Raw genomic sequence first — 13,451 nt, 5'->3', positions numbered from 1 at the left:
GCATCGCGTGGGCATCGAGGAGGAGCTGTTCGTCGTCGACGACCGGGGACGTGTCGTCCCCGAGTCCGAGGCCGTGCTGAGGGCCCATCGCCGCATGGACCCCGGCGAGGAGCTCGACCACGAGCTCTTCCTCCAGCAGATCGAGCTGCAGACCTCGCCCCACGCCGACCACGCCGACCTGCGCGACGACCTGCTGACGCAGCGGTCCGGCGCGGTCGCTGCCGCCCGGGCCGTCGGGCTGAACGCCGTGGCGATGCCGGTGGACGTGCTGGGCGGCAGCGAGCCGCGACCGACGCCCCACTCGCGCTACGAGCGCATGATCGCCCGCTACGGCGAGATCGGCCGCAACGGCATGACCTGCGGCATGCACGTGCACGTCGAAGTGCCGGACGAGCAGGCGATCGGCGTCATCGACGCGCTGCGTCCCTGGACCCCGGTGCTGACCGCGCTCTCGGCGAACGCGCCGTTCTTCCACGGCCGCGACACCCACCACGCCAGCTGGCGCGGGCACCTGTGGGACATGTGGCCCACGGCCGGTCCGGTCGAGCCGTTCCGCGACCTCGAGACCTATCAGGCGACCGCCCAGGGGCTGATCGAGTCGGGTGCCGCGCTCGACGAGCACATGCTCTACCTCGACGCGCGCATCGCCGAGAAGTACCCGACCGTCGAGGTGCGGGTGGCGGACGTGTGCACCGACGTCGACGACGCGCTCCTCGTGGCCGAGGTCGCCCGCGCGCTGGTGACGACCCTCGTCGCTCGGCCCGAGTCGGGTGAGTGGCGGCTCGAGACCCTACGCGCGGCGCGGTGGCGCGCCCGCCACGATGGACTCGGCGGCACGCTGCTCGACCCCGTCACCCGCAGCTTCGTCCCGGCCGAGCAGGCGCTGGAGTCGCTGCTGTCGTCGACCCGCGACGCGCTCGACGCCGCCGGCACGACCGACGTCGTGACCGACGGAATCCATCGCGTCCTGACCCGCGGCAACGGCGCCGCCCGGCAGCGCGCGGCCGCCGGCGACCCGCCCGACCTGGGGGCCGTGGTGTCCGACCTCATCGCCCGCACCGACCCGAAGGAGACGTCATGACGAGCGTGTTCCGCCAGTGGACGATCGACGCGCACGACATCGAGCGGCTGGCCGGCTTCTGGTCCGGGGCGCTCGACTACCGGATCGAGTCCGACGGCAGCGACGGGCGGACGTGCCACCTGCTCCCCCGCGAGGACGCCCCGGCCGGCGCTCCCACGGTCTGGGTCCAGCACGCCGGCGACCCCTTCGTGGTCCTGCGTGACCCGGAGGGCAACGAGTTCTGCATCCTGCGCGATCCTCACTGACCCCGGTGACCGATCAGGGCTTGAACAGCACCTTGATCGTGGAGTCGGTCTTGTCCTGGAAGTTCTTGTAGGCCGTGGGCGCCTCGTCGAGCGGCACCCGGTGCGTGGCGAAGTCGGCCAGGCCCAGCGGATCGGACGAGTCCTCCGCGAGCGGCTTGACCTGATTCACCCACCGGCGCACGTTCGCCTGACCCATGTGCAGCTGCACCTGCTTGTCGAACAGGGTCTGCATGGGGATCGGGTCGACCGTGCCGGCGTACACGCCGCTGAGCGAGATGATGCCGCCGCGACGCACCGCGTCGATCGCCAGGTGCAGCGCGCCCAGGCGGTCCACGGCCACCGTGGTCATCGCCTTGCGGGCGAGGAAGTCCGGCAGGAAGCCGACCGCGGTCTGGCCGGCGTGCGCCACGGGCGAGCCGTGCGCCTCCATGCCGACGGCGTCGATCACGCCGTCCGCGCCGCGCCCACCAGTGGCCTCGCGGACGACCTCGGCGACGTCGACCTTCGTGACGTCGTACGTCTCGGCGCCGCGCGCGGCGGTGCGGGCGAGCCGCTCGGGCACGAGGTCGGCGCCGATCACCCGGGCGCCGCGATGCAGGGCCAGTCGCGCCGCCATGTCGCCGATCGGCCCGAGGCCGATGACGAGCAGTGTGTCGCCCTCGCCGACGGCCGAGTACTCGAGCGCCTGGAAGGCGGTGGGCAGCACGTCGGACAGGTACACGAAGTGCTCGTCGTCGAGGTCGGACTCGATCTTGATGGGCCCGTAGTCGGCGTGCGGCACGCGCAGCAGCTCGGCCTGGCCGCCGGGCACCGCACCGTAGAGGCTCGAGTAGCCGAACAGCGAGGCGCCCATGCCGGTGTCGCGGTTCTGGGTGACCTCGCACTGCGTCTGCAGGTCGCGGCTGCACATCCAGCATGAGCCGCAGGCGATCTGGAACGGCACGACGACGCGGTCGCCGATGTCGAGGTTGGTGACGCCCTGGCCCACCGCGACGACGCGGCCCATCGGCTCGTGGCCGAGGATGTCGCCGGGCGTCATGAACGGCCCGAGCACCTCGTACAGGTGCAGGTCCGAGCCGCACAGGCCCGTGGTCGTCACCTCGATGATCGCGTCGGTGTCCTCCTGGATCGTCGGATCGGGCATCGTCTCGACGCGCACGTCGCGCTTGCCCTGCCAGGTCACGGCCTTCATGTCCCCACCTCTGTCCTCGAAGTCACGGTCCTTCGGGGAGTACCCGACGACGGCAGGGCTACACGGGCAATCGCGTCAGGACTTCGACTCGCGGCTGAAGAACGAGAACGAGCCGTCCTGCTCCAGGACCGCCCAGGCGATGTCGTCCAGATCGGTGATGCCCTCCTGCCGGGCCGCGACCATGAGATCGTCGTGGGTCACCCGCTCGGCGCGCATCGACTCGGTGACCAGCTCGCCGTCGCGCACCAGCAGCGTCGGAACGCCCTCGAAGAACGCGCGCCGGCTCGGCATCCGGTACGACAGCCACGACATCGCGATGGTCAGCAGGCCGAAGGTGGCCACGGCGGTGACGGCGCCGGTGACCGAGGTGTCCTCGGCGATCACAGCCTCGGCGATGAGGTCGCCCATCACGACGAGGATGACGAGGTCGAACGGGGCCATCTCGCTCAGCTCGCGCTTGCCGACGATCCGGACGACCACCCAGACGAGGAAGAAGACGGCGGTGGCGCTCAGGACGATGCTCATGGCAGCACCACCGTTCGGACCGAGGCGACTTCTGCCGGCGGCTCGCCCCCCGTACCGACCTGGACCGCGTACCTCACGGGGCCGAGAGTCGACCGAGTCGGCATGCGGCCGTGCAGGTAGACCGTGAGCTCGCCGGCTGGCGGTCGGGCGAACGTCAGACGCACGGCCGTCTTGTCGCCGGTCTCGGCGGCGGGGCGCGGTGTCACGACCTCCAGACCGAGCGTCTCGAGCACGTCGCGCGGCAGCTGGACGGTCACCGGGCCGGTGACGTCCTCGATCGAGATCTCCAGCGCGGCGTCGGCGCCAGACCGCGTGAGCAACGGGTAGGTGACCGTCACCTCGGAGCCGTCGGGCGTCGCTCCCCGCGCGGTGGCGTCGCGGGGTCCGAGCCAGCCCAGGCACGCGAGCACGATGACCACCAGGAACAGCACGATGCCGAGGCGGCGCCAGTTGCGCGAGCGCCGCGCCTGGGCGGGTCCCGCCACACCTCGGATGACGGGGATGTGGGCGTCGTCGTCAGAGCTCATGGGCACCTCCAGTGGCCGGTCGCCCGTCACCCTAGACCGCACCGGGTCTTCGTGCCCGCGGAGCGATCAGGGCGTCGGGTAGACGAGCTGGCCGTCGACGACGCGAGCGCCCTCGCTCGGCTCGTGCGCCGAGAGGCGACCGTCGGGCATGACGTGCTCAACCGGCAGCCCGTGCAGGAGCACGGCGGCGTCCGAGACGAGGCGGCGGTGGCAGCGCCACCACACGAACTCCGAGCACATCACGGCGACGGTCGCGTCCTGGGCGCGATCGACGACCTCGCCGAGGGCTGCCGCGAACTCCGGTGTGCGCGTGTACGCGGCGTAGGCCCGGAACGCCTCGACCCGCCACCAGGCGTCGGTGTCGCCGGCGTCCTCGGGCACCCGGCGGCGCCCGCCGAGGCGCTCCTCCCAGGCGTACTCGACCTTCTCGTCGGGGAGCCACGCCTCGAGGGCGTCGCGGGACACGTCGGGGTTCCGGCGGCTCCCGGGGAACCGCCGGATGTCCACGAGCACCTCGATCCCGGCCTCGTGCAGGCGTCGGGTCAGGTCGGGCCGGTCGGACGTGCCGTGCCCGATCGTCAGCAGGCTCACTCGAATGCGGGGTGCTCGCTGGCGACCTCACGCACCTCGTTGAGGTGGGCGCCGAGGTACCCGGCCGCAGCGGCGACGATGGCTGCGCCGAGGGCGAGGTTCCGGCCCCGGCCGTGCTCGCCTCGACGGCGCGCCTGCCACGAGGCGGCGTACCCGACGACGGCGGCCGCGTTGCCGACGGCGTGCACCACGCCGACCCGTCGCTCGGGACGGCGCGGGATGCTGCCCCACTCGGCCCAGCCGGTGATCGCGGTCGGCGCCGCCGACAGGACCCCGAGGCCGACCAGACGTCGCGCGGCCGGACGCGAGTCCTTGCCGCCGACCAGGTCGAGCACGCTGGCCGAGGTCCAGAGCCCCAGCGGCAGGTCGGTGAGCAGCGGGTGGATCGCGTGCCCCAGCCAGTCGCCCTGCAGGAGGCGACGACGGTCCTCCGAGCCGATGAGGGCACCGGCCACCGGACTCAGGGCCCGGACGGCGGGGTCCAGCACGCGGGCGCCCTCGAGTCGCTGCGTGATGCGGACGAGAAGGGGTGTCGAAGAACGAGGATCTCGATCGGTCGTTCGATGCATGCCAGGCCTCCTTGCGTTCCCCTCAGGTCTACCCCGGGTCGCCGACCAGTGCGACCTCGACGCTCACTCAGCCGACGAAGATGCAGAACGGGTGCCCTTCGGGGTCCGCGAACACGTAGAGCGGCTCCTCGGGGTCGTCGGTGCGGTCGAGGATGACCGTCGCCCCGAGCGCCTCGGCGCGCGCCTTCTGCCGTTCGAGCGCCTCCACGTCGGGCACGCTCGTGTCGAGGTGGATCTGCATCGGCACCTCGGGATCGGGCCACGTGGTCCGCTTCAGCTCATCGGCATGCTGGAACGCCAGCCCATGCCCGCCGTCGCGTCCCCGCAGCACCAGCCACTCGACGTCCTCCTCGCCCTCCCGCGGCTCGTCGCCCGCCCGGTACTCCAGGCCGAACAGCTCGCGGTAGAACTCGGCCGTCCGCCGCACGTCCGTCGCGTCGATGACCGTCTGCAGGATCCGGGGATGCTCGCTCATGCTCCGAGGTACCCACGGCGCGGCCCTTCAGGCAAGTGCTTGGTGCCGTTGGTCAGGATCTTCCGGCCCGACCTTCGCGGGCTGAAAGAGCTCTAAGATTGCGGCGTGCCATCTGATGAGCTCTTCAAAAACATGAACTCGGGAATCGCACGTCAGCACGACGTCGCTCAGCAACTCGCCCACGACGTCCAAGCCAGCCAGGACGCCGCGCGCGCGGAGGAGCAGGCCCGGCACGACGAGGTAGTCGAAGCCAGCATCCATCTTGCCGAGTTGCTTGACGACGTCGCAGCCGCTACTGCGCGCGTCGACGGGTCTGTCCGGAACGTGGAGGACGCGGTCCGTCACGTTGAAAGCGCCGTGAGTGCGATGCGCGACGATGTGAGCGCGTCCGTCCAGGGCGTGGAGCGAGCGGTAGGCCAGATGCGTGAGGACGTTCGGGAGGCGCTCGGCGAGGTGACCACTGCCGTCAACGATATGAATGCTGCGACGACTCGCCTCATGTGGATGAGCATCGTTGTTGCCGGTCTCGCGTTACTAGCGACCGTCCTCATTGCGCTGGTCGGCAGTCCGTCCTAGCAGCTAGGCAGACGCCATCTTCAGTGCGTGCTTGACCCGTCCGAACGGGAGATCCATATCCTGATTGCGTGCTATCGGAAGCTGTACAAGCCCTACATTTTGCTACTTGCGACCAATAGGACAAAGTTGCCGGGACACGGCTGCGAGCATGGAGTCCTTCCCGAAGATTCGTTGCCTATCTCTCCCGTTGCACTGTCATTTAGGAGCAGATCGGACGGCGAACGCTGTACCAAACTTCTCGTGCAGGCGCGCGAGAGCTTTCTTGCCCCGGGAGGTGAGTTGGCGGTCCTCGCGCCGAAGAAGCGCGTATGCGATCTCCACCTTGCTGGGCGCTTGGACTCTGTTCGTTTTGGCCCAGTCCGCAAACGCCTTAGCGATCGGGATGCCCGGCGGCACGTCTGTGGCTTCGAACCTCTTCCCCTGGCCCATTCGCGCCAAAAACTCATTCACGGTAGCAAGGTAAAACTCCGGCCGCAGGAGGTCCTCGACCGCGTGATTCTCCGGCAATCGAAAGATGCGCGATGCATCCACGCCGACTGCCGTAAGCAACTTCTCGTGATCCTTGCCGCCTTGGTCCCCGTCCGTCAGATAAACAACTCTTGCAGCGACCTCTTCGACACGAATTCCTGAGCCATGGGCATTCGCCAAGCCCGGTGCGACCTGAAAGTCCAGGTCGTCGATTCCTGTTGCCGCACGGATGAGGGACGGCAGCAGGACCATGTCTGATGCACCCTCGGCAAGGACCGCGTTTCGACACATAGAGAACGCGGCCGCTCCGGCCCCCATCGCAAAGAGCAGTGGGGAAAAGCCTGGGCCCTCGCCATTCCAGAAGTTGTTCTTGATCACGCTAGCGTCCGCATAGTCAGGATCCCGGACTACAACCCTGATACCTGTACCCAGATCGCTAGGTAGGCATCCGGGCGAATGAGTGGTGTAAAACACTTGTGTCGTGTCGACGCTCTTGAGTAGGACGCTAACTAAGTCAGCCTGCGCGTCGTAGTGGAGATGCGTTTCGGCCTCGTCGATCAGCAGCACTGGCGGTACATCGTGGTCGCCTGTTTCAAGGAAGGCGACCAGCGCGACGAAGGTCCTCATTCCGTCTGACCGCTCGCTGATGGTGGTGACGTCCCCTGCACTATGCAGCTCTTTGATGAGGACTTCGAGACGATGGCCGTTCACGTTGAACCGCACCGTGACCTTACTCTGATTCCAAGCTTGGTCGAAGACTTCTCGGAGTCGATCGTTACCGCGCTCCAAGAGGGTTTCCCGCTTGGTGGAGTCCCCACCTTGTATGTGAGTCCACATCATGTCGAGATCGATCTCCGCGAGGGAAAGCAACCTAACCACCGCAGGGTGAACCAAGGAGCGTTGGTCCGGGTTGATTTCGTAGGACGTCTCGAGGAGCCGATCTTGTTCTTGGAAGAGGACAAACTCGGGTCGACGCCCCGAGATTGCCTGCCAGACCGCCTCGGACGGATGATCCTCACCCATCAAGTCGACTACAACGTCAAGCAAGTCTGCTAACTTCGCGTCGCGCGACTGCTTCCTCCCGGGTGGCACCTCTCGCAGCCAACTACTTAGGTTTTCAGTTGCTCTCAGAGATTGCTCTGGCCACTCGCCGCTGAAGTCACCAAGTACTGACTCGACCATGTCGATCCAGTCGTTCGGATCTTCCGCATCCTCGTCGGCAGCGCCCTCCAATTGACTCGCCAACCTAACTTTGGCGATCGCGAGCCTCTCCGCTGCAGCGGTGAAAGCAGCCGTTGGGCGACTTGGCCGCGGAATGAAACTCCTGAAGAGGCCACCATCTCTGTTCCGGTTCATAACCAGAGTCGTCGGAGGCTTCTCCATCGCGATATCGGCGAAGAGCTTCTGGTCGTCATCGTCCAGTTCGTAGAACACCTTCACAACCGGCGTGGAATCACTCGCTGGTGGACGGCTGCGGTTGAAGTCGACTGGAGAGACGATCCCTCCTTGTGTGAACCAAGTCAGCGCGTTGAGGACCGTGGTCTTTCCCGCCTCGTTGAACCCAACAAAAGCGGTCAGCGACCCGTCGATGCTCGTTGCAGTGTCTGCGAGACGTCGGAACCCAGCGAACTCGATTCGGCTTACTCGCATGTGTACTCCCTCGCTGACGGCCAACTGCACACGAACGTAGCGGTTCACCCGGACGGATCAGTCGCATTTCGCGCCTCTAGAGATGAGTCATCACACGGCACTTGGGCGGATCAGACTTCGGACACGTTGCCTTCTCTCAAGCGCGACAAAGTTGATGGCCCCCTTGGGCAACCTCTGCCGTTACGGGTCCCGAGCCCGCTCACGTCGCTGTCACCGACCAAACTGCCGCACGAGCACGCGGCAGATCACGCCGGTCGGCTGAGTGAGATTCGGTCCACCCCTGGACTCATCAATGGACCTTTCTCTGCACGGGATCTGCTGGACCAATACCGAACGGAGGTAGTGGATCCACGATGGCCCCGAAGCGGCGACATCAGACTCGCGACAACTCCGCCGCCTAGTCCTCGTCGCAGGGCCCGCCCGTGGCGGCGTCGTGCAGGCCAACCGCAGGCGAGCTTCGCGCCCGAAGCGCTTCACGGGTCAATCGCTCAGCCGCAGCACGAGGCGGTCGCCGATCAGGTTGAGGGCTCGAACCTGAACGGGGTTGAGGTGGGTGGCGCCGTGCTCGTCGAAGAGGGTCTCGGCGGTGCCGAGGTCGAGCGGAGTATCGAGATCGAGGCCAGCGACCACACCGGCCAGGGCGTCGACGGACTCGGCCACCAGCCGCTCCACCTCGGCAGCAGGCGTCGACTCGTCGAGCGCGTCGAACCGCTCATAGATAAGACCGAACGACTCCATCAGCGAGGGCTCCGCGAAGCGCTCGTACATCTCCTGGATGAGCCGCGACGCCTCCTCTCCCCCGAGGTGCGCGAGCAGGAGCAGCTGCTCGCGCTCGAGCTTCGCGAGCCGCGGGGGCAGGCCGATCGCGGACACGAGGGCTGCGTGGGCGGCCAGCTCGGGCGGCAGGTCCGGCGCGGCGCCGCCCGCGCGCAGCGCCGCGACCACCGCGCGCTGCTGGGTGAGGCGGTCGATCTGCGCCGCCAGCTCGGCGTCGAGGGACTCCAATCGCGCGTCGTGGTCGGCGTCGTCCTCGAGCGGGAGGTCCTGCAGCGAGAACCCGAGGTCCGCGAGCCGCTTGATCCGCAGCACCCGCACGAGGTGGCCGACGTCGTACTCGCGGTACCCGTTGGGCGACCGCGACGGCTCCTCGAGGATCCCGATCTGGTGGTAGTGCCGCAGCGTCCGCACCGTGACGCCCGCCAGCTCGGCGAGCTCCCCACTACGCATCGATGGACTCCGGTTCGCTCGGCTCGAGGTCGCGCAGCACGGGACCCGCGACCGCGACGACTGACGTCACGACCCACAGTGCCACGAAGCCGACCGCCGCAGCCGTCAGGCTCACGTGCTCGATCGTGACCGCGGCGAGCAGGATCGCGGCCGGCGCCGCCGCGGTGACGAGCGCGTTCTGGGTCCCCATCACCCGGCCGAGCGCCCGCTCCGGCACCGCGCTGATCGTCAGCAGCCCGAGCAGCGCACCACACAGTCCACTGCCGAGCCCGAGCACGAACCCCGCGCCGAAAAGCAGCCACGTCGGCGGCAGCAGCCCGATCACCGCGAACCCGACCGACGACACCAGCAGCCCCGTCACGAGCCACGTCCGCCGGGCCAGGCGATCGGCGAAGGCGACGTACAGCCCACTCCCCACCAGCAGTCCCGCCGCGATCGACGTCAGCACGAAGCCCAGCAGCCCCGGCCGGTCGATCAGCGTGAAGTGCACCGGCAGGATCAGTGCCTGGAACGCCGACAGCACCATCACCGACAGCAGCGACAACCCCGTCACCATCGCCACGAGACGGGTCCGCGTGAGGAGCTGCCAGCCCTCCACGAACTCCCGCCACGCCCCGAGCGGCGCGGTCGCCGGCACGTCGTCCGTCCGCCCGACGCTCCGTGGAATGCCGAGCGTCAACAGGGCCGCCAGGAACGACGTGCCCGCCGTGATCCACAGGACGGTCGAGCCCTCGAAGAGCGTCATCAACAGACCCGCGACCGCCGGGCCGATCAGCAGCGAGATGGCACCGAGCGACTCGCGCAGCCCGATGAGCCGTTCGGTCGAGAGGCTCGAGCTCCTCGCGATCCCCGGCAGCAGCGCCTCGCGCGCGGTCATGCCGGGAACGTCGCCGAGCGACCCGATCACCCCGAACAGGACGAACCAGCCGACCTCGAGCCCCACCAGCCCGTCCACGATCGGCAGCGCCGCGATCGACGCCGCCGACACGAGGTCCGTCACGACCGACGACGTCACGCGGTTGATCCGGTCGATCACCACGCCCATGAACAGGCCGGCGAGCACGGCCGGCACCGCGGTCGCCGCCGCCACCCAGCCTGCCGACATGGCGCTGCCGGTGGCCTGCAGCACGATCAGCGGCAGGGCGATGGCCGCGATGGAGTTGCCCAGGACCGAGACGAAGTAGGAGCCGAGATAGAGCACTGATGTCCGCATGGGACCAGTCCAAACCCTGACGTCGCGTCAGGGTCAAGCCGACCGATCCACACCCCTGCAGCGGTCCCGACGTCTTGTCGGTGGTGCTCACTACGTTGGGCTTCATGGACTTGAGCCGAGCGGTGGTCACGGGTGACGCGGTGCGTCGCGCGCGTGCGATCGCGGAGTTCGAGGAGTGGGAGTTCGTGGTCTCCCACCATGCGATGCGGGTGGCCGAGATCGACCGCGTCGATGACATCCCGCTGTCGAAGGATCTGGCCCGGCGTGAGGTCACACTCGACCTGGCGCGAGCGCTGCGGACCACCGAGCACCAGGTGTGGGGCATGGTCCACGAGGCCGACACGCTGCAGACGCGGGCGCCGGGGGTGTGGGAGTCGTTCCGGTCCGGTGACATCGACGCCGACCGCACGTCCGCGATCGCCTCGACGGCCGAGCGGCTCCAGACGCGTGAGGCGTGGGCGGCGCTGGAGCACTCGGCTCCGGAGTACGCGGCCACCCACACGCTGGCCGAGCTGCGGTCGTGGCTGCGTCGGCTGCGGGCACGGCTCGAGCCCGAGGAGACGCAGGCCGAGGCCGACCGTGCGGTCGAGCAGCGACGCGTCTCGATCACCCACAACGACGACGGCACGTCGTGGTTCAACGCGCTGCTGCCCACCGGGCTGGCGATCGCGATCGGCGAACGGCTGCGCAAGGCCGCCCGCGCGATCCCGACGATCGACCCCGTCACGGGTGAGCGCGACCGCCGCACCCGCGACCAGAAGCAGGCCGACCTCGTCGCCGACTGGCTGACCTCCAACACCGGGACCGTCGGCGACCTCCGTGCCGAGATCGCCATCAGCATCAGCGCCACCGACCTGCTCGGCTACACCAACGGCCCCGGCCTCACCCTCGACGGCGAGCCCGTCGGCGCCGCATGGGTCCGCGAGCTCGCCACCTCCGAGCACGCCGTGCTCCGACGGCTGGTCCTCGACCCCCTCGGACACGTCCTCGACACCCAAGTCCTCAAGTACCGACCACCCGAATCACTCCGCCAAGCACTGCACTGGCGCGACGGCACCTGTCGCGTCGCCGGCTGCCGAGCCCCGGTCCACGAGACCGACCTCGACCACGCGAAGGCCTACGACTCCGGCGGATCCACCAGCGGAACCAACCTCCGCTGCCTCTGTCGAAAACACCACAACATGAAGTCCCACGGTCACCTCCACGACCGCCACCTCGTCGCGCCCCTCCAGCACGTCGAGCGGTACCGCACGGCCCCGTAGGCCGGGCCGACAAGCCTGCGTCAAGCCGCGTCAAGAACGCGTCAAGACCGGCGGGTTCCGGCCTGCGCGGGTCTTGGCTGGCGGCATGAGCATCGAAAGCGTCCTCGTGACGGCCGTGGTGGTCGTCCTGGCGATCTACCTGCTGGTCGCCCTCGTCCTGCCGGAGCGGTTCCAGTGACCGACACCCTCGCAGGCCTCCTCTCCATCGCCCTCCTGCTGTCGCTGCTGGCCGTCGCCTACGTGCCGGTCGGCGACCACATGGCGCGCGTCTTCACCAGCACCCGGCACCTGCGCGTCGAGCGCGCGATCTACCGCCTCACGGGCGTCGGCCCCGACGCCGAGCAGAGCCCGCGGTCGTACGCCACGAGCGTCGTCGGCTTCACCCTCGTGAGCGTCGCCCTGCTGATGGGCATCCTGCTCGCGCAGGCGCACCTGCCGCTCAGCCGCGACCTCGACGGCATGCCGTGGTGGATGTCGTTCAACACCGCGATCTCGTTCGTCACCAACACGAACTGGCAGTCCTACGCGGGCGAGTCCACCCTCGGCTTCACCGCCCAGATGGCCGGCTTGGCCGTGCAGAACTTCCTGTCCGCGGCCGTCGGCATCGCGGTGGCCGTGGCGCTGATCCGCGGCTTCGCCCGCTCCCGGTCGGGGTCGCTCGGCAACTTCTGGGTCGACCTCACCCGCGCCACCGTGCGCATCCTGCTCCCGCTCGCCTTCGTCGGAGCCGTCGCCCTCATGGCCGGCGGCGTCATCCAGACGTTCAGCGACACCACGGCGACCACCCTCACCGGCGCCTCGCAGGTGATCCCCGGCGGACCCGTCGCCAGCCAGGAGGCCATCAAGCTGCTGGGCAACAACGGCGGCGGCTTCTTCAACGCGAACTCCGCCCACCCCTTCGAGAACCCCACGGCGTACACGAACCTGCTCGAGGTCTTCCTGATCCTCGTCCTGCCCGTCTGCCTGACGCGCACCCTCGGCACGATGGTCGGCAACCGGCGTCAGGGCCTCGCGGTGCTCGGCGCGATGACGGTCCTCGCGGGCACCGCACTCGCCGCCGCCACGTGGGCCGAGTCCGGCGCGCACGCCCCGTCCGCGCAGGCGGCCGGCGCGGCGATGGAGGGCAAGGAGACGCGGTTCGGCGAGTGGGCCTCGTCGCTGTTCGCGGTGGCCACCACCGGCACCTCGACCGGCGCCGTCAACGCCTCGCACGACTCGATGACCCCGGTCGGCGGCGGCGCCACGCTCGTCAACATGATGCTGGGCGAGGTGGCGCCAGGAGGCGTCGGCGCCGGGATCTACGGCATCCTCGTGATGGCCATCCTCGCCGTGTTCGTCTGCGGGCTCATGGTGGGCCGCACGCCCGAGCTGCTCGGCAAGAAGATCCGCGCCCGCGAGATGACCTGGGTCGCCCTCTACGCCCTCACCACGCCGACCCTCGTGCTGCTGGGCACCGGCGCCGCGATCGCCCGCGACTCCACCGCCGACGCCATGGGCAACCCGGGCGGCCACGGCTTCAGTGAGGTGCTCTACGCCTACACGTCGGCTGCGAACAACAACGGCAGCGCGTTCGGCGGGATCACCGTGACCTCGGACTTCTTCCAGATCACCCTGGGACTGGCGATGCTGCTCGGCCGGCTGATCCCGATCGTGCTCGTCCTGATGCTCGCCGGCTCGCTGGCCCAGCAGGCGAAGGTCCCGGTGACCGCCGGGACGCTGCCCACCCACCGCCCCCTCTTCGTCGGGATGCTCGTCGGCGTGATCGTCATCATGACGGCGCTCACGTACGTCCCGGCCCTCGCCCTCGGACCCATCGCGGAGGCCCTCGCATGAGCACCACCACCAACACC

General features: G+C 68.8%; 15 protein-coding genes. 6 read left to right on the top strand and 9 right to left on the bottom strand.

Features of this window, described 5'->3' with window-relative positions:
• The first annotated feature begins 7 nt into the window (after positions 1-7).
• Positions 8-1,081, top strand: coding sequence for a carboxylate-amine ligase (locus O3S82_RS04910; RefSeq protein ID WP_269306023.1), 1,074 nt, complete (start codon positions 8-10; stop codon positions 1,079-1,081).
• Positions 1,078-1,326 (top strand): VOC family protein, encoded by a 249-nt coding sequence (locus O3S82_RS04905; protein ID WP_269306021.1) that lies wholly within the window; start codon positions 1,078-1,080, stop codon positions 1,324-1,326. Before O3S82_RS04910 ends, O3S82_RS04905 begins: the two co-directional genes overlap by 4 nt.
• A 13-nt stretch (positions 1,327-1,339) precedes the next feature.
• On the opposite strand, the gene O3S82_RS04900 is transcribed toward O3S82_RS04905, so the two are convergent.
• The 6 genes from O3S82_RS04900 to O3S82_RS04875 form a co-directional block, all read right to left on the bottom strand.
• Positions 1,340-2,518, bottom strand: coding sequence for an alcohol dehydrogenase catalytic domain-containing protein (locus O3S82_RS04900; RefSeq protein WP_269306019.1), 1,179 nt, complete (start codon positions 2,516-2,518; stop codon positions 1,340-1,342).
• 75 nt (positions 2,519-2,593) lie between these two features.
• The gene (locus O3S82_RS04895) at positions 2,594-3,043 is read right to left on the bottom strand and encodes a DUF421 domain-containing protein (RefSeq protein WP_179425737.1); all 450 of its coding nucleotides are present in this window, start codon (positions 3,041-3,043) and stop codon (positions 2,594-2,596) included.
• Entirely contained in the window at positions 3,040-3,570 is a 531-nt protein-coding gene (locus O3S82_RS04890) for a hypothetical protein (protein WP_269306016.1), read from the bottom strand. Before O3S82_RS04890 ends, O3S82_RS04895 begins: the two co-directional genes overlap by 4 nt.
• Positions 3,571-3,636: 66 nt before the next feature.
• Entirely contained in the window at positions 3,637-4,161 is a 525-nt protein-coding gene (locus O3S82_RS04885) for a DUF488 domain-containing protein (RefSeq protein ID WP_269306014.1), read from the bottom strand.
• Positions 4,158-4,730 (bottom strand): DUF2231 domain-containing protein, encoded by a 573-nt coding sequence (locus O3S82_RS04880; protein ID WP_269306012.1) that lies wholly within the window; start codon positions 4,728-4,730, stop codon positions 4,158-4,160. The genes O3S82_RS04885 and O3S82_RS04880 overlap by 4 nt, the downstream gene beginning before the upstream one ends.
• 67 nt (positions 4,731-4,797) lie before the next feature.
• On the bottom strand, positions 4,798-5,205 hold the full coding sequence (locus O3S82_RS04875) for a VOC family protein (protein WP_269306010.1): 408 nt from the start codon (positions 5,203-5,205) through the stop codon (positions 4,798-4,800).
• 105 nt (positions 5,206-5,310) lie between these two features.
• On the opposite strand from O3S82_RS04875, the gene O3S82_RS04870 reads away from it, so the two are divergent.
• Positions 5,311-5,781: a hypothetical protein gene (locus O3S82_RS04870; RefSeq protein ID WP_269306008.1), complete on the top strand. Its 471-nt coding sequence runs from the start codon at positions 5,311-5,313 to the stop codon at positions 5,779-5,781.
• A 195-nt stretch (positions 5,782-5,976) separates the two neighbouring features.
• Here the strand turns inward: O3S82_RS04870 and O3S82_RS04865 are convergent, their stop codons facing one another.
• The 3 genes from O3S82_RS04865 to O3S82_RS04855 form a co-directional block, all read right to left on the bottom strand.
• On the bottom strand, positions 5,977-7,899 hold the full coding sequence (locus tag O3S82_RS04865) for an AAA family ATPase (RefSeq protein WP_269306006.1): 1,923 nt from the start codon (positions 7,897-7,899) through the stop codon (positions 5,977-5,979).
• A 480-nt stretch (positions 7,900-8,379) separates the two neighbouring features.
• Positions 8,380-9,126: a MerR family transcriptional regulator gene (locus O3S82_RS04860; RefSeq protein WP_269306004.1), complete on the bottom strand. Its 747-nt coding sequence runs from the start codon at positions 9,124-9,126 to the stop codon at positions 8,380-8,382.
• Positions 9,119-10,339 (bottom strand): MFS transporter, encoded by a 1,221-nt coding sequence (locus tag O3S82_RS04855; protein WP_269306002.1) that lies wholly within the window; start codon positions 10,337-10,339, stop codon positions 9,119-9,121. The genes O3S82_RS04860 and O3S82_RS04855 overlap by 8 nt, the downstream gene beginning before the upstream one ends.
• A 104-nt stretch (positions 10,340-10,443) precedes the next feature.
• On the opposite strand from O3S82_RS04855, the gene O3S82_RS04850 reads away from it, so the two are divergent.
• The 3 genes from O3S82_RS04850 (at position 10,444) to kdpA (ending at position 13,434) form a co-directional block, all read left to right on the top strand.
• The gene (locus O3S82_RS04850) at positions 10,444-11,601 is read left to right on the top strand and encodes an HNH endonuclease signature motif containing protein (protein ID WP_269306000.1); all 1,158 of its coding nucleotides are present in this window, start codon (positions 10,444-10,446) and stop codon (positions 11,599-11,601) included.
• Between the two features lie 85 nt (positions 11,602-11,686).
• On the top strand, positions 11,687-11,779 hold the full coding sequence (locus O3S82_RS04845) for a potassium-transporting ATPase subunit F (RefSeq protein ID WP_179425759.1): 93 nt from the start codon (positions 11,687-11,689) through the stop codon (positions 11,777-11,779).
• Positions 11,776-13,434 carry a potassium-transporting ATPase subunit KdpA gene (gene kdpA, locus O3S82_RS04840; RefSeq protein ID WP_269305997.1) on the top strand — a complete coding sequence of 553 codons (1,659 nt, stop codon included), beginning with the start codon at positions 11,776-11,778 and terminating at the stop codon, positions 13,432-13,434. The genes O3S82_RS04845 and kdpA overlap by 4 nt, the downstream gene beginning before the upstream one ends.
• Positions 13,435-13,451: the final 17 nt, after the last annotated feature.

This window comes from Aeromicrobium sp. HA (genome assembly GCF_027171405.1).
Classification (GTDB): Bacteria; Actinomycetota; Actinomycetes; order Propionibacteriales; family Nocardioidaceae; genus Aeromicrobium; species Aeromicrobium tamlense.
This window is presented reverse-complemented; position numbering and strand designations above follow the sequence as displayed.